This is a genomic window from Roseovarius sp. ZX-A-9 (assembly GCF_028369135.1).
Lineage (GTDB): Bacteria > Pseudomonadota > Alphaproteobacteria > Rhodobacterales > Rhodobacteraceae > Roseovarius.
Genome location: NZ_JAPWHW010000005.1, coordinates 216,485 through 240,500 on the forward strand (window position 1 = coordinate 216,485; position 24,016 = coordinate 240,500).

A 24,016-nucleotide genomic window follows, 5' to 3' on the forward strand; every position below is an offset into this window, starting at 1 on the left:
GAAAGGCACGGCGCCTTTGATAAGCGCCGGCCTTGTCGTTGCTTTGGGTTAATGGTGGCCGATCAGCACTGGTTCGGCTCGTATGGGCCCAATTCACCACCAAAGATGGCGTGGTCATACGTCACCTTTTCGCGATCGGTCGTGCCGATCACCTCGAGTACGTCAAAGCGGCTGGTCGGGTTGGAGTTTCCTCGCACCGCCAGAACTTCCTTGAAGCACTGGTGATCGCTGCCACGGTACAGCGTTGGCCCGTTGCCCATGCCGTCAAATTCGAAATCTTCGAGCGCCTTGATCACTTCCGGCGGATAGAACGTTCCGGCTCGCTCGACAGCGTCAGCATAGAGCAATGTCTGCACATATCCGGTATGGGCCGACTGCGAGGGCGGCTCACCATAGGCGGCACCATAGGAGTTCGTAAACGCCTTGGAACCCTCATCTTCAAGTTGCCAGTTCCAGTTCTGGGTTCCGATGATGCCTTTCACCGCATCCCCTGCACCCACCGCCATCAGCTCGGAGAACATCGGCACGATGATTTCAAACTGCTTACCGTTGGCCATCCGTTCGCGCATACCGAACTGGACTGCCTGAGGCAGCGAGTTCACCATGTCGTGGCCATAGTGGTTGAGGATCAGAACATCAGCACCCGAGTTGAGCACAGGTGTCAGGTATTGCGAATAATCCCCAATCCCCAGAGGTGTGCGCACCGCCTTGACGGTTTCCCAGCCCAGCGCCTCGGTGGCATCCCGGATCGATTCCTCTTGGGTCCAGCCCCAGTTGTAGTCCGCTGTCAGGTGATATGCGCGACGCTCGCGGCCATATTCTTCCGCCAGGATCGGCGCGATCGCAACGCCGGACTGATAACCGTTAAAGAAGTGACGGAACCCATAGCGGCGCTTATCCTTGCCAGTGGTGTCATTGCCATGGGTAAGGCCAGACATGTAGATCACGCCCAATTCATGACACAGCGCCTGCTGCGCTACCGCTTCTCCTGTGGTCACGCACCCTGTCACCATGATCGCGCCATCACGTTCGATCATGCGGCGGGCGCCATCGCGTGCCGCGTCGGTGTTGGTCTGGGTGTCGCCGGTCACGTATTGTAATTTGCGCCCCAGGATACCGTTCCCCTTGAGCGCCATCGGCTTCATCGTGTTCATCAGACCGCCGTCGCCTTCGCCATTGATATGTTTGACGGCGAGTTCATAACCCTTGAGTTGCTCCAGACCCTCTTCGGCATAGGTCCCGGTCTGCGGCACGTTGAAGCCAAAAATCGGATCTTTGTCGCCCGGATTGTTGCAAAACTCCTGCGCATAGCCGCGGCTTGTAAAAACCAAAGGCGATGCGACGGTGGCCGCAAATCCCGCACTCATGGATTTGAGCAGGCGACGCCTGCCGATATTCTGTTCGGTCATTTTCTTCCTCCCTAAGACTCGGCGAAAACCGTTTATGTCCACTAAAGAGATAGAAGGATGGTGAAAATCTTTTCAATACAAAGTTGATTATATTGATTTTTCTTGTTAACTGTTGAATAATTAGACCCATAGAATTGTCAATTATTGACAAACCGCAATCCGAAAGAAAGCTTATGCGCGCACCAATCGGCATTCGCGTCCGGCGTCAAAGGATTCAAAAAAAGCAGACGCAGGCCGGGCTTGCGCGCGCGGTAGGAATTTCGCCGAGCTATCTCAACCTGATTGAAAACAACAAGCGTGACATTGGCGGACGCCTGCTGATGAACATCGCCGAACAACTCGGCATCGAGGTCGACGAACTCTCAGGCGGTCCCGAACAACGCACGCTAAACGCGTTGCAAGAGGTCCTGAACGATCCGCTTCTGCATGGTATTGGACTCGAACAGGCGGATCTGCATGATCTAGTCGCCCGCTTTCCCGAAGTGGCGCGCGCGCTGACCCGGCTTCATGCGGTCTATGGCGATGCCACTGCCGAACTGGAGGCCAATGCCAACAGGCTCAGCTCCGATCCCATACTCTCAGAGATGCTGCACGAGGTTGTCAGCCGGATCACTGCGATGCGGTCAAGCGCCGAGATTCTGTCGCAAGTGAAAAATCTTGCCCCCAAGGATGAGCGCCGCTTTTCCGAAGCAATCACCCGCGAGGCACGCAGCCTTTCGACCACCGTGCGCAACCTCGCTTCCTATTTCGATCTATCCTCATCTCGCAGGCGCTCGATATCGCCAATGCGCGAGGTCGAGGACGCCATAATCAACAGCAACAACCACTACCCAGAGCTTGAAGAGCTTGCCAAAGACCTGCGCACCGAGATCCTGAAAGATGGCGAATTTGGCGAAGTCGCACTGTCCCAAGCCTTACAGCGACGTTTTGGTGTTTCCTGCCAACGATGGCATGGTCACTCCCCGCCCCCTCCCCAAGGGAAATACAGCAACAGACGGGCACATTATGACGAGGACGGCAAAGTCCTATGGCTGCGCACGTCGTCTACTGCGGCGACGCGCCAATTCCAGATGGCACGGCTGTATGCCCGCCTGGCCGGCACCGACTTGATCGAAAAGGTCTGCAGCGGGTTTGAATTGACCACCGACGAAGCACAGCTGCTGGCCCAAGGCGCATTGGCCTCCTATGTCGCGGGGGCTTTGGTGATGCCCTATGACGGCTTCCTCGAAGACGCCGCAAAAAACCGCTATGACATTGATCTGCTCAGTCACATTTATAGCGCCAGTTTCGAACAGGTCGCGCATCGTCTGGTCACGCTGCGCCGCAAAGGGGCCGAGGGCCTGCCATTCGGTTTCTTGCGCGCGGATATGGCCGGACGGTTGACCAAACGGTTCCCGTTACCGGGACTGTCGCTGCCCGGGACGGGTCATGGCTGCCTGCTCTGGCCGATCTACAATGTCGCCGGGACGCCGCGAGTGGTGCGGCAGATATCAGAGTTCAGCAATGGCGCACGCTTCCTGATGATCGCCAAATCAGTCAAGAAACGCCTTTCGGCTTGGAATGACCAACCGTTGATGTTCTCGGTCATGCTGGCCTGTGATCTGGTCCATGCAGACCGCACGGTCTATGGCCACGGTCTGGATCTGGACGACGCCGCGACACGTGTTCCTGTCGGGCCAAGCTGTCTGCTTTGCGTGCGCGAAGGTTGCAGCCACCGGCAAGAGGCCGTCTCGGCCATGATGGAAGCTCAGACGGGTTAGCCCTCTGGATCAGCCTGGATTTGTGGTGCCATTGTTCCGTCGAATAGCGGCAAGGTTATGCGGAAACACGCCCCTGAAAGGGGCCCCTCAACAAGTTCAAGATTGCCGTTCATCTTCTGTATGATTGCATGGCTTATATTCAGCCCAAGCCCCAGCCCGGCAGACATTGCAGCGCCGCTTTTATGATGCTCAACGCGCATGAATTTGTCGAAGATATTGTCGTGATATTCTTTTGAAATTCCCGGCCCATTGTCAGCGATATCAACGACATAACTTCCCCCTTCAACGCGCGAGTTCACCTGAACCACGGGGTCGCTGGCGTCATTATGTGAAATCGCATTGGCAATGATATTGATGAACACCTGACAAAGCCTGTCCGAATCCCCCAACACCTTGGGGTGTTCGGCAAGCGAGATGTGCTTGACACTGATCAGACGCTGCTGCGCCAAAGCTTCACAGACATTAAACGCCCTGTCCAACACCTCCTCGGCGTTTATCGGGCGATTTTCCCAGCTTCCCTCGCCATGCTCCAGCGCACTCATATCCAGAATACCGTCCAACAGCCGGGTCAAACGAACGCTTTCCTGATGGATTGTCCCGACAAAGCGCCTGCGTCTGTCCTCATCCAGATCCTGTCGCTGAAGCAGAATCTGGGAAATGGAACGGATCGAGGTCATGGGCGTGCGGACCTCGTGGCTGACCTGCCCCAGAAAATCGTCCTTTTGCTGGTGAAGCTCATGCAACTGCGTATTCGCTTCTCGCAATTGCTGGGCCGTCAGGCGAAGCTCCTTCGAGGTCTCCTCCAACTCGTGAGAATACTCGATCACCTGCTGGGTTTCGTCCGCAATTCGCATCATCTCTTCCAGTGAAATGGCGTCGCCGGCGACCACCTTGGACAACAAGATATGCGCAGACGCCGCACCGATTGAACTGGCAAGCTCGCGTTCCAGCCGCGCGATGAAATCCGAACTCACCGCAACATCCAGCACCTGCTCACCCCGCCGGATATCAGCCGCATCGAAAAACTCTTTGGCTCGGTGCCAGCCCATCACCCGTTCAGCGACAAAAAAAATCTCATCCGCGGTGGCGGAACTACGGATCGCACGTCGCCGCGCACCCTGAGCCGAGCGGAAGATATCCACAAAAAGCTTGGCTTGAATACTCTCCAGCGTGCTTTGCCGCGAAACCAGCGAGACAAACACCAACGCCACCGTGTTGAAAAACAGGCTCCAGAACACTGAATGAACCAGCGGGTCCAGCCCCTCCATCCCGAACATCGCCTCTGGACGCAGAAACGAAATGCCCCAAGGCCCCTCTGCGATCAGCCTCGAAACTGTCGCCGATGTCGTTTCGAAACTGGGCAGGAACAGCGTCCAAAGCCAGACCATCGCCCCAATCAGGGTTCCCGAAAGCGCACCCTTCATATTCGCCTGCCGCCAGTAGAGCGCGGCAATCAACGCGGGCAGAAATTGCGCCACCCCGGCAAAAGAGATCAAGCCGATAGGCGCAAGCGCACCGCTGTCGCCGGTCATCCAGAAATACAAAAACCCCAGGAACAGGATCACCGCGATAGAAATCCGGCGACTGCGCAGCAAAAGTCGTGCGATGCCCTGATCGCCGGTATCCGCCAAGTGGTTTGTCCGGCTCAGCGCCAGTGGCAGGACGATGTGGTTCGACACCATGATCGACAGCGCGATAGAGGCGATGATGATCATCGACGTCGCGGAAGAAAATCCGCCGATGAACGCAAACAGCGCCAGCCCGTCCTGCCCTGCGGCCATCGGCAAGGTCAGAACAAACATATCTGGATTGGACCCGGCCGGCATGCTGGCCAAACCATAAAGCGCGATCGGCAAGGTAAAGATGCTCATCAACAGCAGGTAGGCCGGGAACGCCCATCCCGCGGTGCGCAGATGGTTCGCGTTGGAATTTTCCACCACGGTGATCTGAAATTGGCGCGGCAGGCAAATGATTGCACTGGCCGACAGAACCAGGACAGCCACCCACCGACTGCCAAAGGGTTGGCGCTCATGGATGTCAAAACCGGCTTCTACGGCGCGCTCATATACATCCGCCAGCCCGCCACCCAACCCAAACACTACAAACAACCCGACCGCAATAAGCGCCAGAAGCTTGACCACGGCCTCAAATGCGATGGCGGCAACAACGCCCAAATGCTGTTCGCGCGCATCCACGTTACGCGTGCCAAAAAGGATGGTGAACAACGCCATGCCAATCGCCGCGCCCAGCGCCAGGCTGACATCGTCAAGGCCCGCCAGGTGATCGCCCTGCCCCCGCGCACTCGAAACTGTCTGGATCGACGTGGCTATCGCCTTGAGTTGCAGCGCGATGTAGGGCGTGATCGTCACCATCGCGATCAATGTCACCAGTACCGCAAGTGCGCTCGATTTACCAAAGCGCGACGACAACAGGTCTGCGATTGAAGTGATGCCTTGCGAATGGCAGACCCAAACAAGTTTGCGCAGGATGAACCACCACCCAACAAACACCAACGTCGGCCCCATGTAGATTGCGACGAACTCCAGCCCGTCGCGGGCCGCCGTCCCGACGGCACCGTAGAATGTCCAGCTGGTGCAATAGACCGAAATCGACAGCGTGTAGACCATGGGCGAGCGCAGAAATCCCGCCTTGCCACGGCTTGCCCGAGCGTCCGACACATAGGCCAGAACGAACAACAGGCACACATACGCCACGGCCGTTAGAATGACGAAATCCGGCGACAGCATTAAATATCTTCTTTTTCCGGTTTATCCGTTTCCTCCGCCGGATCGACCTCGTGTGGCAGGTAGCGCGACAGGAATGCTCCAGCGACAACCAATACGGTCCAGATCGTGAAAAGATAAACAACCTCCAGCGGGATCCCGAAAAGCAATTCGCCGATCGTAAACAGATTCAGAAATGGCGGAAAAAGAAGCAATGCAGCAAAAACCGGAATGGCAAAAGCCGCATCGCGCCAACGCCGATGTTTGTCCGTGCGCGCAAAGTCCCGGCGCGACACGCTACGACACCGAGTTAAGTGCGAGCAGACGGCGCACTTCTTCGATCAGTTCATCATTGTCGAACGGCTTGGTGATGAAACCGTCAGCCTTTAGATCAAGCGCCAATCCGCGGTCGCGGCTCTGCCCTCGGGCCGTCACAATCAGTACCGGGATATCGGCCAAGCGAGGCTCTCCGCGCAGAATGCGCAGAACATCCAGCCCGCTAAGCTTCGGCAGCATGATATCCAGCAACAAAAGCCTCGGCTTCTGGCGCTGCACCTCAATAAGAGCCGCTTCGCCATCCGTCACGGATGCAACCTGCCAGCCTGCCAGTTCCAGAATAAAACTGAGAGGGTCGAGAATAGCCGGCTCGTCCTCTGCGATTAAAATATCAATCACAAGGCATCCCCCCAATGCGCTTGGTGTGATTGTATAGTAAAGCGATAATCTGAAATTCCGCAACACTTCTCGCTCTGTCGCGTCTGGCGTGCTTTGCCACCGCACCTCAGGCAGAGCCACTGCTCGTCGAACGCGTCGAGGTCATCACCCTCGACAAACTCTTGCCAAACCTTGGCCAAATGGATGCGACATCCTGCGCAAAGCCGAACGGCGACAGAGCCGGCCGACGCATGCCTAAAAGCGCGGCCCGAGGTTCTCCATCAGATTCTTGGTCAGCTTGCCAAACAGGGCCATTCGAAAAGTACAACATTCCACACCCCTCGCAGCAAGCCCTGCATAAACGCAATAGAGCGTACTTCCGAAAAAACGGAAAGATGGCGGCGTAGAGCATACATGCGATGGGTTCTGTGGGTAGCCGTCAGTCAGACAGCGCGCGTTCGGCGATTTCGAAGGCGTCGAACGCGGCCGGGAAACCACAATAGGGAATTGTATGAACCAAGGTTTCCCGGATTTCCTCGACGGTAGCGCCATTTGTAACGGCAGCTTTGACGTGGGCCTCTAATGCGTGACCGCGGTTCAGGGCCGCCAGCAACGCAACCGTGAGCAAGCTGCGGTCGCGACGTGACAGTCCCTCACGAGACCAAACATCGCCAAAGCAGTTGTCAGTGACCAGCTCCTGAAGCGGTCGACTGAAATCAGTCGCATTGGCAAATTGGCGATCTACGAACTCTTCGCCAAGGATCTCTTTTCTTGTTTCCAAACCTTTTTCGAAGCTCATTGAGGTATTTCCTACTCAGAATGTTTTTTGTTGATGACCAATTTGCGAACCAGGCCAATCGGCCCGGCCTCATGCCATTTCAGGTGATTTCGGGATCGCGCGTCCTGTGCAAAGCCCTGTGAAACACGGTCGATAGCAATCGCCAGCAGCACAATCCCCAACCCGCCCACAGTGGCGAGCCCCACATCCAGCCGTCCAATGCCGCGCAAAACCATTTGGCCCAGCCCGGTGACAGAGATCATGGATGCAACCACGACCATGGACAAAGACATCATGATCGTCTGGTTCACACCCGCCATGATCGATGGCATGGCCAATGGGAATTCGATCTTGCGCAACAATTCCCCGCGTGATGCGCCGAACGCCAGTGCGGCCTCTGTCAGGTCTTTGGGTACCTGCCGGATGCCGAGATTGGTCAACCGGACGACAGGCGGCAATGCGTAGACAATTGTGACAATGACGCCGGGCACGTTGCCGATCCCGAACAGCATGACAACCGGCACCAGATACACGAACGAAGGGATGGTCTGCATCAGATCCAAAACGGGGCGAAGCCATTTATCGAATGTGTTGCTGCGTGCGGATGCGACACCCAGTGGGATTCCGACAGCCGAACAGTACAAGATCGAGGTGAGCACGATTGCCAACGTGGTCATTGCTTCTTCCCACGCGCCGATCAGGCCAATGGTGGTAAAGCAGGCCAGCGCGATTGCCATCACGCGTACGCCCGCGATCTGCCACGCAAACAATGTAAACACCACCAACAGAAGCAATGGCGGCGCTTGGGTCAACAAACCTTCCAATCCGCCCAGTACAAAATCGACTGGTTCGCGCAACGCCTGAAACAGCCAGCGAAAGTTGGTGACCAATAGCTGCAGTACATACTCTGTCCAGTCGCCAATCGGGATGCGCAGATGTTCGAACGGGTCTTTGATGAATTCCACTTTGGTGTCCCCTTTAACCGGCGCGTGACGGCACGGTGATGCCTTCAAGCAAATCTCTGCTGGTGATCACGCCAACTGTCTTGCCGTCATCGACCACACGAACAGGCGTGTCCGCATCAAGCGCCACCTGGATGATGCCGTTCAACTTGGTTTCGGGATCCACACTCGTCAGCGCGTCAAACGCGGCGTCGTCGATGGGGTTGGCCGCGCGGAAAGATGCCACAGGTTGCATGACCGATTTCGCGCTCAGCACCTGAAGCTTTGCCCCACCTTCGACGAACCGTGCGACGTAGTCATTTGCGGGTGACATGACGATTTCTTCTGGCGTGCCGATCTGGATAATGACGCCGTCATTCATGATCGCGATCCGGTCGCCAATGCGGACGGCCTCTTCCAGGTCGTGGGTGATGAAAATCGTGGTCTTCTTGACCGAGCGGGACAGCTCCAGAAACTGGTCCTGCAGTTGCCGGCGGATCAGCGGGTCCAGCGCCGAGAACGGCTCATCCATGAGCAGAATTGATGGGTTTCCAGCGATAGCGCGTGCAATACCGACGCGCTGCTGCATGCCGCCAGACAGCTCATCTGGGTAACGATCCGCCCACGCGACGAGACCCATCATCTCCAGCGTCTCAAGGGCGATCTTGCGTCGCTCTTTCGGTCCAATTCCCTGAACCTCCAGACCGAACGCGATGTTATCTATCAGGCTCCTGTGCGGCCAAAGCGACATATGCTGAAACACCATGCCGATTGTCGTGGCGCGCAGTTCGCGCAGCCTGCGCTCATCAAATTTGTTGATGTCCTCGCCATGGATAAAGACACTGCCAAGGCTGGGCTTGATCAGGCGATTGATATGGCGCACGAGCGTGGACTTTCCGCTGCCCGACAGCCCCATGATGCAAAATATTTCACCGGCTGCAACCTCAAAGGTCGCATCCGCTACTCCGACGACACACCCGAACCTGTCAAAAACCTCTTCCTTGGAAAGTCCGTCATCGACGATATGCTTCAGGGCTTCTTTCTCCGCTGTGCCAAATACCTTCCAAAGGTTTGAACATGCGACCGGTGGCGTTGATGCTGCCAAAATGCTCTCCTTGTCACTCTGGGCAACATTCCAGCGCTATCAGTATTTCTCTGACGACGGCTGGAATGCTGTTGTGAAGCTGATCTGTTTTTTTATTCGGCGGCAGCACGTGCCGCATCGAGCCATTCGTCGAATGTGGCTCTGTTCGCGGCAATCCAGTCTGACGCGTGACGCTGCAGATCCTCTGGGCTTTTCTCACCTTCGCGGATTTTCAACATGATCACGTTGATATCTTCGATCGGGATGCTGGCCACTTCGAATAGCTTGGCAGCGGCGGGATTGGCGTCGACGAACTCTTTGTTTGCAACGATTTGCACCGTATTGATCGCAAAACCGAGGTCTCTGCCATCCGGGAGCTTGGAGGCCGCTTCTGATCCATCGGGGGCGGAATAATAGGGCACTTCCAGCCAACGGCTGTCTTTACCGGGCACGAGCACACCACTCACCCATTGCGGAGTCCATGTGTAATAGAAAATCGGCGCGCCTTCGTCAAAACGGGCCAGCGTGTTCGCGATAAGCGCGAAATACGACCCTTGGTCGTGATTCACAAAATCGCGCAACCCGTATTCGTCCAGATGGTGCTCGATGACCTTTTCACAGCCCCAACCGGGATTGCACCCCGTCAGATTTGCCTTGCCATCTCCATCTGTGTCGAACAGCGCGGCAATCTCAGGCTTCGAGAGGTCCGACAGGCTTGTGATGTCGTATTTCTGGGCCGTTGCCTCGTCAATCAGGTAGCCCTGCAAAGCGCCTGTTGTCAGCGCCCCGATCGGGACTGCGGCGTCACCGGCGCGTGCCAGAGATTCTTCGTGCAACGGGTTCCAGTAGCCTGCTGTGAAATCCGCGTCCCCGTTGCCAATGGCGACATACATGATTGCCGGCGTCGCTTCGCTATAGTCAGCAACGTCGTAGCCTAGCTCTTTCAAACCCTGAATTACGACGTTCGTGCTGACCACTGTGTTGGCGGTACTGGTGCCGATGGGGTGAACGGTAACACCTTCGCCGGGTTCAGATGACAAAACCGGCGAGGCGAATATTGTCGCGGCTGCCAAGGCCCCGCCGGCAAGAACAGATGATAATTTTTTCACTTATGAGCTCCCTGTTGTCTTTGGGTGGCAGCCCCGCTTGACGCGGGGCCGTGATCTTATTCCGCGGATAGGCCCTGAGCGACCAATTGTTGGAATTTATGCGTGGTCGTTTCGTGGAAAGGAGAAAAACGTCCACCGTCGAAGCCAGGCGAATGACGGCCAGCTTGCATCATTTCCAGGACCGGAATGTCCTCGTGTGTTACACCCTTTACGCGTTCGACCACGGCCTGACGAAGGTCTGCGTATTTTTCTTCCTTACTTTCTTCGCCGACAAAGAAAAACTCCCATCTTTGGTGCGTCAGTTCGGGTGTGACAGGTGTGACGATCGTTACACGGTAGTGATCAGGCGTGACCGAGAGCATCAGATTGGGGAACAGGCACAGGTATTCGCCTGTCGTTGCCCGATCTTCTGGCAGGTTCTCAAACCGTGGTAGCCCGATTCCGGCATCGTCAGGCGCATAGTTCAGGCTGAGCTGCCCCATGAACACGTCATCGACAACCAGAACGTGGTCCTCAAGGGGGGAATAGCGGTTAAGTTCGGGATGCACCTTGGGCAGGTGATAGCTTTCCAGGAAATTCTCCAGCACCAGTTTCCAGTTGGCCTTGATCTCAAAGACCATCGAGCCACCGTGGTACGTATTGGCCAGATCGAAGGGCGCCCAACGTTCCGTCAGGTTGGAAAGGTAGTCTTCCAGCGGCTTGGCGTTTTCGTTCAAGTTCACGAAAATGATATGGTTCCAAACCGTTGACCGTACTGAAATCAGGTTTTGCGGGCTTCCATCCAATGTCGGATGGGAATGGTCATCCACACCATTAAAGCGCGGTGTCGCCAGGTTGCGCCCGTCCAGCGCATAGGCCCAGGCATGATAGGGGCACGTCATTTTGTTCGCGCCCGAGCAGGCCTCTTGGACCAATGTCGCGCCACGGTGGCGGCAAACATTGTGAAATACGCGGATGGTATCAGCCTGATCTCTGACAACGGCCAAGGGCGCGCCGTGGACGTTGACCGGATAAATATCGCCGGCGTTGGGCACGTCGCTGGTGAACGCGACCGCGACCCAGCCATCGGCAAAGAGTTTTTGGCGCTCAAGCTCGAGAATTTCTGGGGCGGCGTAGGCGGAATTTGGCAACCCTACAGCCTTCTCGACGGGTTGTAGAACGCTGGAAACGTCAATGGTTGCTTGTGTCAGTGTCATGGCGTGGCCTCGAAATTATATGCGTCGGTTAGATAACATTAGTCTCGAATTATCGATTTAATTGACATTACGGGACGCATAATTACCATATTGGGACAGAATGTGAGGGGTGCACCGATGAACGACCAGCATAGCCATTTGGTTTACAATAGCCTGTGCACCGGAAACCCAAAGGAACTTGCCACACCAGACGATCAGATTTCGCTCGCGGTCCTGCTGCTGCCGGGCTTTTCCTGGATGACCTATTCGTGCCTTATCGAACCATTCCGACAGGTGAACCGCCTGTTGGGCCGGGCGGCATATGACTGGACCTTGGTGTCTTGTAACGGGGACCCGGTTCAGGCCAGCGACGGCGCAAAAATCGTTGTGGACACGGCGCCAAATAACTCGATTCCCGCTGACTACCTGTTTGCCTGTGCGGGCATCAATGTTCTGCATGATGACACCAAGGCCGCCGCCAGTTGGTTTCGGTACTGCGCGGCGCATGGTGCCGTCATCGGTGCAGTAAGCACAGGCACGCATTTCCTGGCAGAGGCGGGGCTGCTGAATGGCTACAGCTGCACGGCCCATTGGGAGACTCATGAGAGCCTGCGGGAACGTTATCCCGACCTGAAGCTGACCACCAACACGCTAGAGATAGACCGGCGCCGGATCACCTGCTCCGGCGCAATGTCATGTCTGGAAATGAGCCTGACGTTGATACGCGAACACCTTGATCAAAACGTGGCCATCGCGGTTTCCAAGCAGTTCAACCTGAACACCAGTTCGACGTGGGGGCAGGCGCTCCAGTTGCTGGATATTTCTGCCAACCAGACACTAGAGCACCCCAAGGTGGCCGCGGCTGTCCGCCTGATGGAAACCGAGTTTTCCCAACCCTATACTCTAGCGACCTTGGCCGAGCGCGTTGGAATTTCCTCGCGCCAGCTAGAGCGTCTGTTTCAAATGCAGTTCAAGTGTTCCGTCATGCGCTACTATAAATCGCTGCGGCTACAGCGCGCGAATATCCTGCTCACTCAGACGCACCTGCCGGTCAGCGAAGTCGCCCTATCCTGTGGCTTTCAATCCGCCCAGCAATTTTCCCGTGTGTACAGCACACATTTCGGCCATTCACCGCTGCAAGATCGAAAGGCAAACAGAAATTAGCGGTGCTCAGCTCATCAACGCTTCATCCAGCGGGTAGTCGGACAAAAGCTCGTAGCCATCTGCCGTGATCAGAACCTGCTGCTCCAGCTTCACGCCATCTCGTTCACCCACCGCACCAACATAGCTCTCGATGCAAAGCACCATGTTTTCTTCGATTGTACCGGGATAGCCACGGCCCTTGCGGTCCATTGGATAGTAGATCTTGGGGTACTCGTCACACATACCGACACCATGCGCGATGCATGTGTAACGGTTGGCGTGGAACTCTTCGGGTTGCACATAGGCCTGATCACTGAATTCATCAAAGGTCATACCGGGGCGCAGGATCGCCAGATTATGCTCGATTTCAGACAGGGCATGGGCGTACAGTTCTTTTTGCCGCTTCGACGGTTTGCCCGGACCACAAAACATGGTGCGCGAAATATCCGCGCAATAGCCGTTCGGGCCGACCATATCCGTGTCAAAGCCAACCAGGTCACCGGCCTCCAGTTTCCGCTCTGACGCCTCTTGGTACCATGGATTGATACGCTCACCCGATGCCAGCATCCGACCATCATGCCAGTCGCCATTGTTCGCAAGATTGGCAAAATTCAGCATCGCCCAGAGTTGAAGCTCGGTAACACCCGGCCGGATCGCCTTGCGCATCTGATCAATGCCGAGGTTCGCGACCCGAATCGCGTAACGGATGCAGTCGATCTCTTCCTTGCATTTTATGGCGCGCGCATTCTCGATCAGGCCAACGGCGTCGATGACATCAAAGTCATGCGCCATAAGAGCCTGTGTCAGGCTGGGATTCACATATTCGATCGCGACACGGCGGTTCGTGGTGCCGATTTCCGCCAGATACCGATTGAGATCCTCAGCAAGAAATTGAGCGTTCGCGATCAGGTTGCTGCCGCCGTTGAAATACGAAATGGCGCGTGCCGGCCGGACCTCATCAATCAATGATGAATCGTTGGACAATCCACCATGCATAACCACCGGCCCTTGGACAGGCACGAACAGGTAGGCCACTGGGATATGGGATTGAAACAGCCCGTAGGCACGGTGATCCACCGCGTACCGCAGGCTGACAGGGCTAACAAAAACACCAACGGCAGCGCCCTCGGCGCGCAACTCAGCACGCAACCGATCAAGGCGATAGCTCTGAAGTGCCGAATGGTCGATGTCGACGCGCTCCCCATCCAGCAGGAATTGGCTCCAATCGATGTCGGGTGTCTGACCAAGTGTCATGATGCGCTCCAAGCTGAATACTGAACGGCACGTTAGGCGACATCCACAGTTACTTACGACCGAAAAAGACATCCAGTTAACACTTGCGGACACTCTGCGATTTCATTCCAGACAGGTCACTACAACGTCACCCACGGATCAGATCACCGTGATCTTCCAGGTGTGCGAGTCCTCTCACGGCAGCGCTGCGTCACGCTAGACGATAGCTTGGCGTCCGGTCGAGTTTCATTTGTACTTAAAATTGACGCGGTGAAAAACATATGTAACAGTCCGGTACGAAACAACGAAAGCTAGACGACTCAATGACGGGCAACACATCAATCAAAGATCTCGTAGCCGCACATTACGGAGATCTGACCGAAGGGCTTCAGCAGGCGGCGGATTATGTGGTGGAGCAACAGATCGAAGTTGCGACCAACAGCCTGCGTTCGGTCGCAGCTTCCAGCGGGTTGTCGCCGACAACTTTTTCGCGTCTGGCGCGGGCGCTTGGGTTAGAGAAATACGAGCAAGTGCGCCAGCTTTGCGCTCAGAGTCTCACGCCGCAAACCACCAGTTTTTCAGGGAAGTTGGGTCAGCTTCATGCGACGGCAAGCCAATCCACCGGTGTCGGCGCGCTGTTTTTACACCAAGCATCCGAGAGCATCGGCAATATCGAAGAGCTTTCCCGCAATCTGGACGTTTCGCGCCTGGTGCGAGTAGTCAAGGCGCTCAGCGAGGCGCGGCAGGTGACACTTTTGGCCGGCAGCACGTCGCGCGGACTGGCCAAGTATCTCGAAGAAATGGCCGGCTGGATCTCTGACCGCTGGCGGCTGGTGGATGATCAGGCAGCGGCGTTGGCACGAGCGGTGACAGATTCCTCGTCAGATGATGTCTACATCCTCATTTCGAAATCGCTCTTCTTGACCGCCCCGATTCGGGCCGCGGAATTGGCAGCGGAACGGGGGGCATTCGTTCTGGTACTCACCGATTCACACACCTGCCCTGCGCTGCCCTTTGCCAGCGAATATTTTGTCCTGCCCACCGAAAGCCCGCATTTCTTCCCGTCCTATGCCGCCACGCTGGTCCTGCTAGAGGCGATCATGAGCATGCTCGCCGCGCAGATCGGCGCGCCAGCACAAGCGCGGATCGAGGATGTCGAGGCCAGCAGCCGCAGCCTTGGCGCCTATTGGGATAAAGCCGAAAGCACCCGCACCCCCAAATAACTGAACCTTGGACTGGCGCCGCATGCGTCGCACCAAATCGAACACTCAAGACAGAAAACGAGGAAAATGATGAAGACCCATGCACAGGCAGTCGTAATCGGTGGAGGCCTTGTCGGCTGCTCGATCCTGTATCACCTTGCCAAGCTTGGCTGGAGTGATGTCGTCTTGCTGGAACGCGACGAGTTGACCAGTGGATCGACATGGCACGCGGCCGCGAACATTCACGGGCTGCACGACAACAACAACATCACCCGCATCCAGCACTACACGATGAACCTCTACAAAGAGCTCGAAAAAGAGACCGCCCAAGGCTGCGGCGTATTCCAGCCCGGCTCGCTCTATCTGGCGCAAACCGAGGCGCGCGAGCATCAGCTCCGGCTGCAAGAGGCCAAGGCCAAATTCTACGGGCTGAACTTTTACGAGGTCAGCCGCGAAGAGGCGCGCGAACTGCATCCGCTGGCGCATTTTGACGACGTGCGCTGCATCATGTTCGAACCCGATGGCGGCAATGTCGACCCTTCCGGCGTGACAATGGCCTATGCTGCCGGCGCGCGTGCCCTCGGCGCCGAGATCGAGCGTTTCTGCCCGGTGATTGGCACTGAACAGCAAGCCGACGGCAGCTGGATCGTGCGCACGTCCAAGGGCGACATCCACACGCAATGGGTGGTCAATGCCGCCGGCCTGTGGGGGCGCGAGGTCGCAGCACTGGCCGGGCTGACCCTGCCACTGCAACCCACCGAGCACCAGTATTTCGTCACAGAGACCATCCCGGAGGTCGCAAATCTTGGCCGCCGGTTGCCCTCGATCGCGGATCGGGACGGCGAGTATTATTTCCGCCAGGAGGGCAACGGTTTCTTGATCGGTGCCTACGAGCGCGACATGCGGTTCTGGGCCGAGGAGGGCACGCCGCTGGACTTTGCGCACGAGCTGTTCCCCGATGACCTGGACCGGATCATGGAAAACGTGATCCGCGCAACCGAGCGGGTGCCCTGCGCCGAGACTGCTGGCGTCAAACGGGTGATCAACGGCCCGATGATCTGGTCGCCGGATGCCAACGCGCTCTGGGGGCCGGTGCCTGAGGTGCAGAACTACTTTATCTGCGGCGGCATCATTCCCGGTTTCTCGCAATCGGGTGGTCTGGGCCTGCTCTCGGCACAGTGGATGATCGAAGGCGAGCCACAATATGATATGTTCGCTTGGGATCTCGCCCGCTTTGGCGATTGGGCTGACAAGAAATTCACCAAGGCGCGGGTCGAAGATCAATACGCAAACCGCTTTGCCATTCACTTTCCCAACGAAGAGCGCAGCGCAGGCCGCCCGGCGCGGGTCCGTCCAGCTTATGAAAAGCAGAGCGAACTGGGCGCCGTCTTTGGGATGAACTGCGGGTGGGAGCATCCGCTTTGGTTCGCCGATACGCCTGGCCTCAAAGACACCAACAGCTTTACCCGCCAGAACTGGTGGGAGCCGGTCGGCCGCGAGGTGCAGATGCTGCGCGAGGCCGTCGGGGTAATCGATATCTCGAACTTTGCGAACTACGTCATCAAGGGGCCCGGCGCCCACGATTGGCTCGACCGGCTCGTTGCGAACCGGGTGCCGTCTGAAATCGGGCGTTCGTGCCTGACGCCACTGATCTCTGTGCGTGGCGGTGTTGCCGGGGATTTCACCATCACCAAGGTGGCCGAAGACGAGTATATGATGATCGGCTCGGGCATGGCCGAACGCTATCACCAGCGGTTCTTCAACATGGTGGCGCTGCCCGAAGGCACCACTTTCGAGGTGGCCACCAACCGCATCGCTGGCTTTAACGTCGCTGGGCCCAAGTCGCGCGAGATGCTGCAACGCCTGACCAACGCCGACCTTGGCAACGAGGCATTTCGTTTCATGCGCTCACGGCGCATCGAGGTGGCCGGGGTGGCCTGTCTGGCGGTCCGCGTGTCCTTCACCGGCGATCTGGGTTGGGAGCTGCATTGCGCCGAAGAGGATCAATTGCGGCTCTACACCGCGTTGCTTGCTGCCGCGCAGGAGTGTGACGGCGGTCCGGTCGGCGGACGCGCGCTCGGAAGCCTGCGGATCGAAAAGGGCTATGGCTCTTGGGGGCGGGAATATTCGCAGGAATATTGGCCTCAAGAGGTCGGCCTCGCCGGGTTGATCAAGCTCGACAAGGATTTTCTGCACAAGGAGGCCTATCTGGCGATCAAGGACAATACACCGCGCGAAGTGTTGTCTATCTTCGAAATCGATGCGGATAACGATGCAGACGCCAGCGGCGGCGAGCCGATCTTCACACCCGACGGCCAATCGGTCGGGCGCGTGACCTCGGGGGCCTATGGCTACTCGGTCGGCAAATCTCTGGCGCTGGGTTACACCAACCCGCAAGTCGCACAACCCGGCGATGTGGTGGACGTGATGATCCTCGGCAAGCCTCACAAGGCGCGCATCTTGCCTGAGGCGCCCTTTGATCCAGAAGGCAAACGCCTGCGCGCCTAATCGTCGAAATGACCAACTTTGCACCGTGAACCACGGTGAAGCTCCCCACCCTGATCAACCGGGCTATCTTCCAGCGGAAATAGTCCGGTTTTTCCCGTCACATACCGGTCGCCCAAGCACCTCACCGCGTTTGGTCGCGGGACGGTGCTATCTCCAACTTGCCTTTGAACGCGGTTGTTACGCCCAGTGCGTACCGAGGCGGCCCAGTTCATGTTGAGGGGGTGATGTCATCCCCGGAAACTAGACCAATTTGGCTTAGAGTTTTCCGCAACGCCCCCCCCCGGCTGGGAAAGGAGCGGAAACGCATGAAAGCATCGAAATTCACGGACGCACAGAAGGCGCTCAACATCGAACAGGGCGAAGACGGAACGCCGGTTGCTGAGATCTGCCGCAAGGCCGGGATCCACTGCCCGGCAGGGTCATGCGCAGCATGATCCCGAGAGGGGGCCAGGCGACCTATTTCAACTGAAAGAAAAAGTATACCGGGCTGATGCCGTCGGAGATGAAGCGACTGCGCGAGCTTGAAGGCGAGAATGCGCGGCTGAATAAGATCATCGCGGATCTGACACTGGATCGTGAGATGCTTCAGGACGTCATCAAAAGAAAGCTCTGAAGCCGAGTCGGAAGCGCGAGCTGGTTGACGGGATGTGCGCGGACTGGGCGGTGTCGATCCGGCGGGCCTGTGGGGCTCTCCGGTTCGACCGTTCCACCTAATCCTGAGTAAAGCCGGAAAACTCTGCCCGCTGCTGGTCCAAACATGGGTATCGCTTCACAACCCAAAGGGCTCAGGTTTCGAGTGGATGAAAGTTCCGTGGCAGATCACATGCCCAAGGATATCCTGCGCGAAAGCTATCGCCAGCCCCATATACTGTATGCGGAAATGTCAGAAGAGCAAGCCAGCTTTAAGAAAATCCACGATCACATGTTCGATTTCATGGACAAGGCGCGGACGTTCACGAACATATTTGCCTTCGCCTTTGACTAAGTTGGTTATCAGGCACAATATATCAGGCACAGTAAAGCAACTGGCCCAAAAGCTTAACGTTCCAAGATTTGATAATAAGGGTGCGTGCCCGGCTTGGCGCGCCTTTTTTGCGTGTTGGCTGACGGCGTGATTTGCCCGGCTGAACGTCTGCCCGCGTTATTGCAACACGCGAGGAAGCCATAGCGCCAAGAACGGAAACACCGCTACACAGGCAAGGCCGACGAGCTGGATCAAGACAAATGGAATGATCCCCCGGTAGATATCGCCGATCTTGATAGATGCGGGCGCGCTGCCCTTGAGGAAAAATAGGGCGAACCCAAAGGGCGGCGTCAGGAAACTAGTCTGTAGGTTCACCGCCACAAGGATCGCGAACCAGAACAGAATCTGTGATTTCTGCTCGGCCAGAGGCAGGTCTTGCATGCCCAGGCTCGTTGCAAATTCTGGGGCTAAGTTGGCCATGACCGGCGCGAACACTGGGAGCACGATCAGGGTGATCTCGATCCAGTCGAAAAAGAAGCCCAGTACGAAGATTAGCAGCATCAGCATGGCTAGAAAGCCCCAGTGGCCCAAGTTCATCCACGCGATGAGATCAAGGATCAGATCCTCGCCGTAAAGCGCCCGGAACACGTAGGAAAACGCTGTCGCACCCGCAAAAATGAGAAAGATCATGGCCGAAGTCATCGCCGTCTGAACGCATACCTTGTCCAACCCGCTCCATGTCAGCCGCCGTTTCATCAACGCCAATAACGTTGCGCCACAGGCGCCGACGCCCGACGCTTCGGTCGGGGTGGCCCAGCCCGCAAAAATTGAGCCCAATACCAGCGAGATCAGCGCCACCGGCGGGACAAAGCCCTGCAATATCATTCGGGTCAGGTTGGCGAGACCAATCTCGTCCTCTCGCCGCTCTATCCGGGGGGCAAGGTCGGGGCGGAATGTGCCCATCGAGATCACGTAAACACTGTATAGCGTCGCCAGCAAAAGTCCCGGCAGGATAGCTGCGACAAAGAGATTGCCGACGGGAATGACCATCAGGTCAGCCATGATGACCAGCATGATTGACGGCGGGATCAATATGCCCAGCGTGGCAGAGGCCGCAACCGTCCCCGAGGCCAACCGCTTGTCATACCCGCTCTCCAGCATCGCAGGCAGCGCCATCATGCTGAGCATCACCACCGACGCGCCAATAATGCCGGTTGTCGCGGCCATGATTGTTCCCAGCAGCGTGACCGCAAGGGCCAGACCGCCGGGTACGGCCCCCAGCAACACTTGAAGGATGCGCAGCAGATCGGCCGCAACGCGGCTTCGCTCCAGCATGATGCCCATGAAGACAAAGCAAGGCACAGCCACCAACACCTGATTGACCGCCGCCGATTGCCACAACCTTTCGGCAAAAAGATAGAGTTCAGCCGGAGACATGAGGTTCATCCCCATGCCACCAGCGGCAAAGAGCAACGCCAGACCGCCCAGAACCAACCCTACCGGAAAGCCTGAGAACAACGCGAAGGTCAGCGCCAGAAACATGTATGCCGCGAGGTAGTCGTATAGGTGATAATATATGGCCTGAATCACGCGGTGGCCTCATCGGTCTCGGGCGTCAACATGCTTAACCGCGCCCGTGCCTGTTTTCGCAGAGGGGCCGGGCCGAACAGGTACAAGAAAATGCGCAACAGGGTCGAAACAAGAGCACATATCAACAAGGCGGTGCCGATCGGCAAGAAAGACTTGATGATCCAGCGGTGGGGTATCCCTGTCAGCGCAGACGAGCCTTCGCCTTGTCGCCACGCAGAATAGACCATGTCCGCCGAATGATAGAAAAGTACGGAACAGAACGGGATGGCAAGGATCAGGATCGCCGTCAGTTCAATCCAGCCTTGGGTGCGCGGCCTGCGCCCTTGTCGCCAAAGATCGACGCGCACGTGACCTCCACTGAGGTAGGCCATCCCATAGGCCAGCAGGAAGATAATGGCATGCAGGTGCCATTCGGCCTCTTGCAGCTTGGTCGGTGAAATGAAGTCATAAAGCGGTGAATTCAGAACAGCCTGCTGAATAAGGACAATCTTGCGGGTGATGACATCGTAAACGATGATCAAAACCAAAGGCACGATCATCCACGCACCGATGCGCCCAATGGCGGCACATAGCCGCTCCAGTAAATCCGAAAAACTCAGAAGGTGGCGCATCAGAGGTCCTGCTTGAAAAACGCCATGGCGCGGAAGTCGCGCCATGGCATGTCAGATGCGGTATCAGTCCAGATAAGCCGCATCCCCCCAAACCTCATAGTTTTTACGGTAGGCTTGAAGGCTGTCCCAGACGCGTTTGCTGTCAGGATTGGTCGCAGTTTCCTCGGCGATCACTTCTTCCCATGCGTCGCGGAAGGCAGCAAGGAATTCTTCGGGCCAGATCTTGATCTGAACGCCGTCCTCTTCGTTTTGCTGCATGATGGCAAATTCCATCGCTTCGCCATCCGCGAACTGATCAATCGTGGCCTTGTCGCACGCCAGGTTAACCATGGTGCGCTGTGCATCAGACAGGGCATTCCAGCTATCCATGTTGATCAACAGCTCTTGGACCGTTGATTGCTGATGCCAGCCGGGAAAGTAGTTGAACTTGGCGATCTGATAGAAACCAAGACCGCGATCGATCGCAGGGATGGATTGCTCTGCCGCGTCCAGTGTGCCCAATTCTAGCGCCTGATATACTTCGCCCGGTGCCAAAAGCTGCGTCGAAACGCCGAACTTTTCCATAACCTTGGCGCCCAGACCCAAAAAGCGCATCTTGATGCCTTTCAGATCGTCGAGGCTTTTGATTTCTTTCTTGAACCAACCGGCACTTTCAGGCGGCAGAATGCCACAGGCCAGCATATGGATGTTGTCACGCGCATATAGGTCCTGCGCGATTTCTAACCCGCCCCCATGGCGTAGCCAAGCCAGCATTTCGCCCGCACCCGGACCAAAAGGGATGGCAGCAAAGAACGGATAGGCCGAATTTTTACCAGCGTTGAACCCCGGCGAGCCATAGGCCGCGTCGATGGACCCTTTGGAAACCGCGTCATAATAGGCCGCGCCGTTCACCAATGCGCCCGGCTCGAAAACGCGGATATCAAAGCTACCACCGGAAATGGTGTTGACCGTTTCGCCGATCTCAAATGCGGTTTTCCCGGCAACGGGCAGCGCATGTGAATAGGTCGAATGCATGCGCCAGCGCACGCGATCCTGCGCGTTGGCCACTGTCGCGGACGTAAAGCCGCTGACCGCGACAAGCGCCGCCATCACGGTGGCTGATAGTTTCAAACTCATTGGTGGGTTCCTCCCCTTTGTGAAAACCTATTACGCGACATCAACCAAAAGTTTGGTCGATCTCCTCGTATCGCGCCAAATCCAGCGTTTTGCTGATCTCGCCGTAAGTATCCATGTCGCCGGCTCGCGCAGATGTGCCGCCACTGGCCCGCAGCGTCTGCAATGTCTGGCGCACGCCATTCGTCGCCGACAAAAGGCACGACAAAGCATGAATAACCACGTCGAACCCCATCTGCTGGGCGTCCTTTACCGTCAATTTTGCTGTCTCGTTCCCGTCCACAATGCTCAACACTGTCGGGAAATCTATCTGACGGCCAATCGCCTCGGCATCGGCGATGGATTTGACCCCATCCACAAAAACCAGATCGACCCCTGTATCCGCGTAACGTTTCGCGCGTTCAATCGCCGCCTCGCATCCTTCGACGCCCAAGGCATCGGTACGCGCGACAATCAGCAGATCATCACCCTCTCGCGCATTCAGCGCGACCTGCAAGTGACGCATGTTCTGTTCCACATCAGCCAGACGCACGCCGCCAAGCTGCCCGCATCTTTTCGGTAGCAGTTGATCTTCCAGATGGATCGCCGCAACACCAGACTGCACATATTCTCGTACGGTGCGGTGCAGATTGTTGACGCCGCCATATCCTGTATCGGCGTCAGCGATGATCGGAATGTCGGTCACACGCACCATGTCGCGGGCATGGCCAGCCATTTCCGATTGCGTCATGAATCCAAGATCAGGCAGACCCAACCGCGAAACCGTGGCGCCAAACCCGCTCATGTAGATCGCCGGAAACCCGGCTTCTTGGATCAATCGCGCGCTGATCGTGTCATATGCGCCGGGCGCCGAAACGATTTCGGGTGCGTTTATGGCGCTGCGGAGCGTTTGGGCCGCGGAGATGATGGATGTCATGATATCTACAAAGTTGAACAACTGTTCGGCTTTCATATCACTTTGATATTCAAGCGCAAGATTACCTCGCAGGAATGCCCGGTGTGAATTCTTCTTGATTGCAACGCTGGGTGGAAAGTTCCAAATCACTGCGCTTTCAGGGCGAGGTAGTGTCCCAGCACGGGGTGTAATTTGTTCTCCGGCTGGATGTTGAGCCGGTTTACAGGGCGGCGATTTTCGCCGGGTCCATGGTGTTATCCTCGCAGATGACGGCGACGGCTGGGCTGCCAGCGTCGCGAACCCGCGCCGCATGTCGGTCACGCCAGCCGCAAGCCAGACCCGCGTGTTCACCGGAACCGGGATCATGCAGAAAGACCCAGGATCAACCGGGCCAAAGCCTCGAGGTCGTAGCCACTGACAATCCTCAGTCGGTGGCCACCAGCGATATCGATCTTAATCGCACTTTGCACAGACGTAGGTTCGGGTGTTGGTGCCGGGGTATCCCTCTGGGGTCGATCAATAAATTCTACAGGCAGAAAGCAGGGTGCTTCCGTCACCAGTTCCTCAAATCTGCCCCACAGGCGCTGACGTCAGACCGCGAAGGGGATGCATTCTGGCTTCGAACACTCCGGAGATCGGAACCACCCATTGCGTTACCGTCGCAACTGATAGCCCCACCAGAGCCGTTAAGCGCGCCCTTAGAGTGCGTCCCGTTCGTTGCGCTGTCGGGGGGTCGACTTTGATCTGCGCCGACGCCGTCTTGTCACAAGTACGCGCGGCTTTAACCCGCGATCCTCCTATTTAGGGCGGTTGCAACAGATGCTGGAGATAGACTTCTCGCCTCTGAACTGCGTGCTACAGGTGTGGGTTCGAAGACAACATCGCCGCGACCGAGACCCATGACAACCTAGTGGCCGAGGGCGGGCTCCACGCGCACCTGGCAAAGCAATAGTTTACCGATGGTGACGCTGGCCGAAAAATGCGCGTGGCCCTTGGTTGATGACCTGCGAACATCCGTCAATGTCAAGACCGACGCGCTGCGCCGGTCCTGATCGATTCTACGCCTACTTGTAGCCACCGCGCCCGGTTGGCCGGACCAGAACCACCGTCGCAATCCAGAACAC

The 24,016-nt window shown here is 57.0% G+C and carries 19 protein-coding genes and 2 pseudogenes; 6 read left to right on the top strand and 15 right to left on the bottom strand.

All coding sequences use genetic code 11. The annotated features are described in order from the left end of the window. Positions 1 to 62: 62 nt before the first annotated feature. Entirely contained in the window at positions 63 to 1,409 is a 1,347-nt protein-coding gene (locus O3306_RS07175; RefSeq protein WP_272005004.1) for a substrate-binding protein, read from the bottom strand. Between the two features lie 173 nt (positions 1,410 to 1,582). Between O3306_RS07175 and O3306_RS07180 the strand changes: the two genes are divergently transcribed. Next, on the top strand, positions 1,583 to 3,169 hold the full coding sequence (locus O3306_RS07180; RefSeq protein WP_272005007.1) for a helix-turn-helix domain-containing protein: 1,587 nt from the start codon (positions 1,583 to 1,585) through the stop codon (positions 3,167 to 3,169). Here O3306_RS07180 and O3306_RS07185 read toward each other — a convergent pair. The 8 genes from O3306_RS07185 to O3306_RS07220 form a co-directional block, all read right to left on the bottom strand. Next, the gene (locus O3306_RS07185; RefSeq protein ID WP_272005009.1) at positions 3,166 to 5,916 is read right to left on the bottom strand and encodes a sodium:solute symporter family transporter; all 2,751 of its coding nucleotides are present in this window, start codon (positions 5,914 to 5,916) and stop codon (positions 3,166 to 3,168) included. The two genes, O3306_RS07180 and O3306_RS07185, sit on opposite strands and share 4 nt — an antisense overlap. After that, positions 5,916 to 6,188 carry a hypothetical protein gene (locus O3306_RS07190; protein ID WP_272005011.1) on the bottom strand — a complete coding sequence of 91 codons (273 nt, stop codon included), beginning with the start codon at positions 6,186 to 6,188 and terminating at the stop codon, positions 5,916 to 5,918. Before O3306_RS07190 ends, O3306_RS07185 begins: the two co-directional genes overlap by 1 nt. Before the next feature lies 1 nt (position 6,189). After that, positions 6,190 to 6,567 (bottom strand): response regulator transcription factor, encoded by a 378-nt coding sequence (locus tag O3306_RS07195; protein WP_272005013.1) that lies wholly within the window; start codon positions 6,565 to 6,567, stop codon positions 6,190 to 6,192. Between the two features lie 418 nt (positions 6,568 to 6,985). Further along, positions 6,986 to 7,345: a carboxymuconolactone decarboxylase family protein gene (locus O3306_RS07200; protein WP_272005015.1), complete on the bottom strand. Its 360-nt coding sequence runs from the start codon at positions 7,343 to 7,345 to the stop codon at positions 6,986 to 6,988. An 11-nt stretch (positions 7,346 to 7,356) separates the two neighbouring features. After that, positions 7,357 to 8,289: an ABC transporter permease gene (locus O3306_RS07205; RefSeq protein ID WP_272005017.1), complete on the bottom strand. Its 933-nt coding sequence runs from the start codon at positions 8,287 to 8,289 to the stop codon at positions 7,357 to 7,359. Between the two features lie 13 nt (positions 8,290 to 8,302). Next, positions 8,303 to 9,370, bottom strand: a complete 1,068-nt coding sequence (locus O3306_RS07210; protein WP_272005018.1) for a quaternary amine ABC transporter ATP-binding protein — start codon at positions 9,368 to 9,370, stop codon at positions 8,303 to 8,305. Positions 9,371 to 9,462: 92 nt separating this feature from the next. Beyond that, positions 9,463 to 10,458, bottom strand: a complete 996-nt coding sequence (proX, locus tag O3306_RS07215) for a glycine betaine/L-proline ABC transporter substrate-binding protein ProX (RefSeq protein WP_272005020.1) — start codon at positions 10,456 to 10,458, stop codon at positions 9,463 to 9,465. Positions 10,459 to 10,514: 56 nt separating this feature from the next. Further along, a complete protein-coding gene (locus O3306_RS07220) occupies positions 10,515 to 11,654 on the bottom strand; it encodes an aromatic ring-hydroxylating oxygenase subunit alpha (protein ID WP_272005022.1) in 1,140 nt (379 codons plus the stop codon). Positions 11,655 to 11,771: 117 nt separating this feature from the next. Here O3306_RS07220 and O3306_RS07225 point away from each other — a divergent pair, with 117 nt between their 5' ends. Further along, a complete protein-coding gene (locus tag O3306_RS07225; RefSeq protein ID WP_272005024.1) occupies positions 11,772 to 12,797 on the top strand; it encodes a GlxA family transcriptional regulator in 1,026 nt (341 codons plus the stop codon). A gap of 6 nt (positions 12,798 to 12,803) precedes the next feature. On the opposite strand, the gene O3306_RS07230 is transcribed toward O3306_RS07225, so the two are convergent. After that, positions 12,804 to 14,030 (bottom strand): M24 family metallopeptidase, encoded by a 1,227-nt coding sequence (locus O3306_RS07230; RefSeq protein ID WP_272005026.1) that lies wholly within the window; start codon positions 14,028 to 14,030, stop codon positions 12,804 to 12,806. Between the two features lie 302 nt (positions 14,031 to 14,332). Between O3306_RS07230 and O3306_RS07235 the strand changes: the two genes are divergently transcribed. The 4 genes and pseudogenes from O3306_RS07235 (at position 14,333) to O3306_RS07250 (ending at position 18,704) form a co-directional block, all read left to right on the top strand. Continuing rightward, on the top strand, positions 14,333 to 15,232 hold the full coding sequence (locus O3306_RS07235) for a MurR/RpiR family transcriptional regulator (RefSeq protein WP_272005028.1): 900 nt from the start codon (positions 14,333 to 14,335) through the stop codon (positions 15,230 to 15,232). Between the two features lie 69 nt (positions 15,233 to 15,301). Next, a complete protein-coding gene (locus tag O3306_RS07240; protein WP_272005053.1) occupies positions 15,302 to 17,719 on the top strand; it encodes a GcvT family protein in 2,418 nt (805 codons plus the stop codon). A gap of 305 nt (positions 17,720 to 18,024) precedes the next feature. Next, positions 18,025 to 18,430 (top strand): annotated as a pseudogene (locus tag O3306_RS07245) (IS3 family transposase); the annotation flags it as partial. Between the two features lie 100 nt (positions 18,431 to 18,530). Next, positions 18,531 to 18,704, top strand: a complete 174-nt coding sequence (locus tag O3306_RS07250; protein ID WP_272005030.1) for a hypothetical protein — start codon at positions 18,531 to 18,533, stop codon at positions 18,702 to 18,704. Between the two features lie 156 nt (positions 18,705 to 18,860). Here the strand turns inward: O3306_RS07250 and O3306_RS07255 are convergent, their stop codons facing one another. The 5 genes and pseudogenes from O3306_RS07255 to O3306_RS07275 all read right to left on the bottom strand — a co-directional run. After that, positions 18,861 to 20,273: a TRAP transporter large permease gene (locus tag O3306_RS07255; protein WP_272005032.1), complete on the bottom strand. Its 1,413-nt coding sequence runs from the start codon at positions 20,271 to 20,273 to the stop codon at positions 18,861 to 18,863. After that, positions 20,270 to 20,884, bottom strand: a complete 615-nt coding sequence (locus O3306_RS07260) for a TRAP transporter small permease subunit (RefSeq protein WP_272005034.1) — start codon at positions 20,882 to 20,884, stop codon at positions 20,270 to 20,272. Before O3306_RS07260 ends, O3306_RS07255 begins: the two co-directional genes overlap by 4 nt. Positions 20,885 to 20,947: 63 nt before the next feature. Beyond that, positions 20,948 to 22,000 carry a TRAP transporter substrate-binding protein gene (locus tag O3306_RS07265; protein WP_272005036.1) on the bottom strand — a complete coding sequence of 351 codons (1,053 nt, stop codon included), beginning with the start codon at positions 21,998 to 22,000 and terminating at the stop codon, positions 20,948 to 20,950. A gap of 40 nt (positions 22,001 to 22,040) precedes the next feature. After that, a complete protein-coding gene (locus tag O3306_RS07270) occupies positions 22,041 to 22,913 on the bottom strand; it encodes an isocitrate lyase/PEP mutase family protein (protein ID WP_272005055.1) in 873 nt (290 codons plus the stop codon). Positions 22,914 to 23,171: 258 nt separating this feature from the next. Further along, positions 23,172 to 23,258, bottom strand: a pseudogene (locus tag O3306_RS07275) (IS66 family insertion sequence element accessory protein TnpB); the annotation flags it as partial. Positions 23,259 to 24,016: the final 758 nt, after the last annotated feature.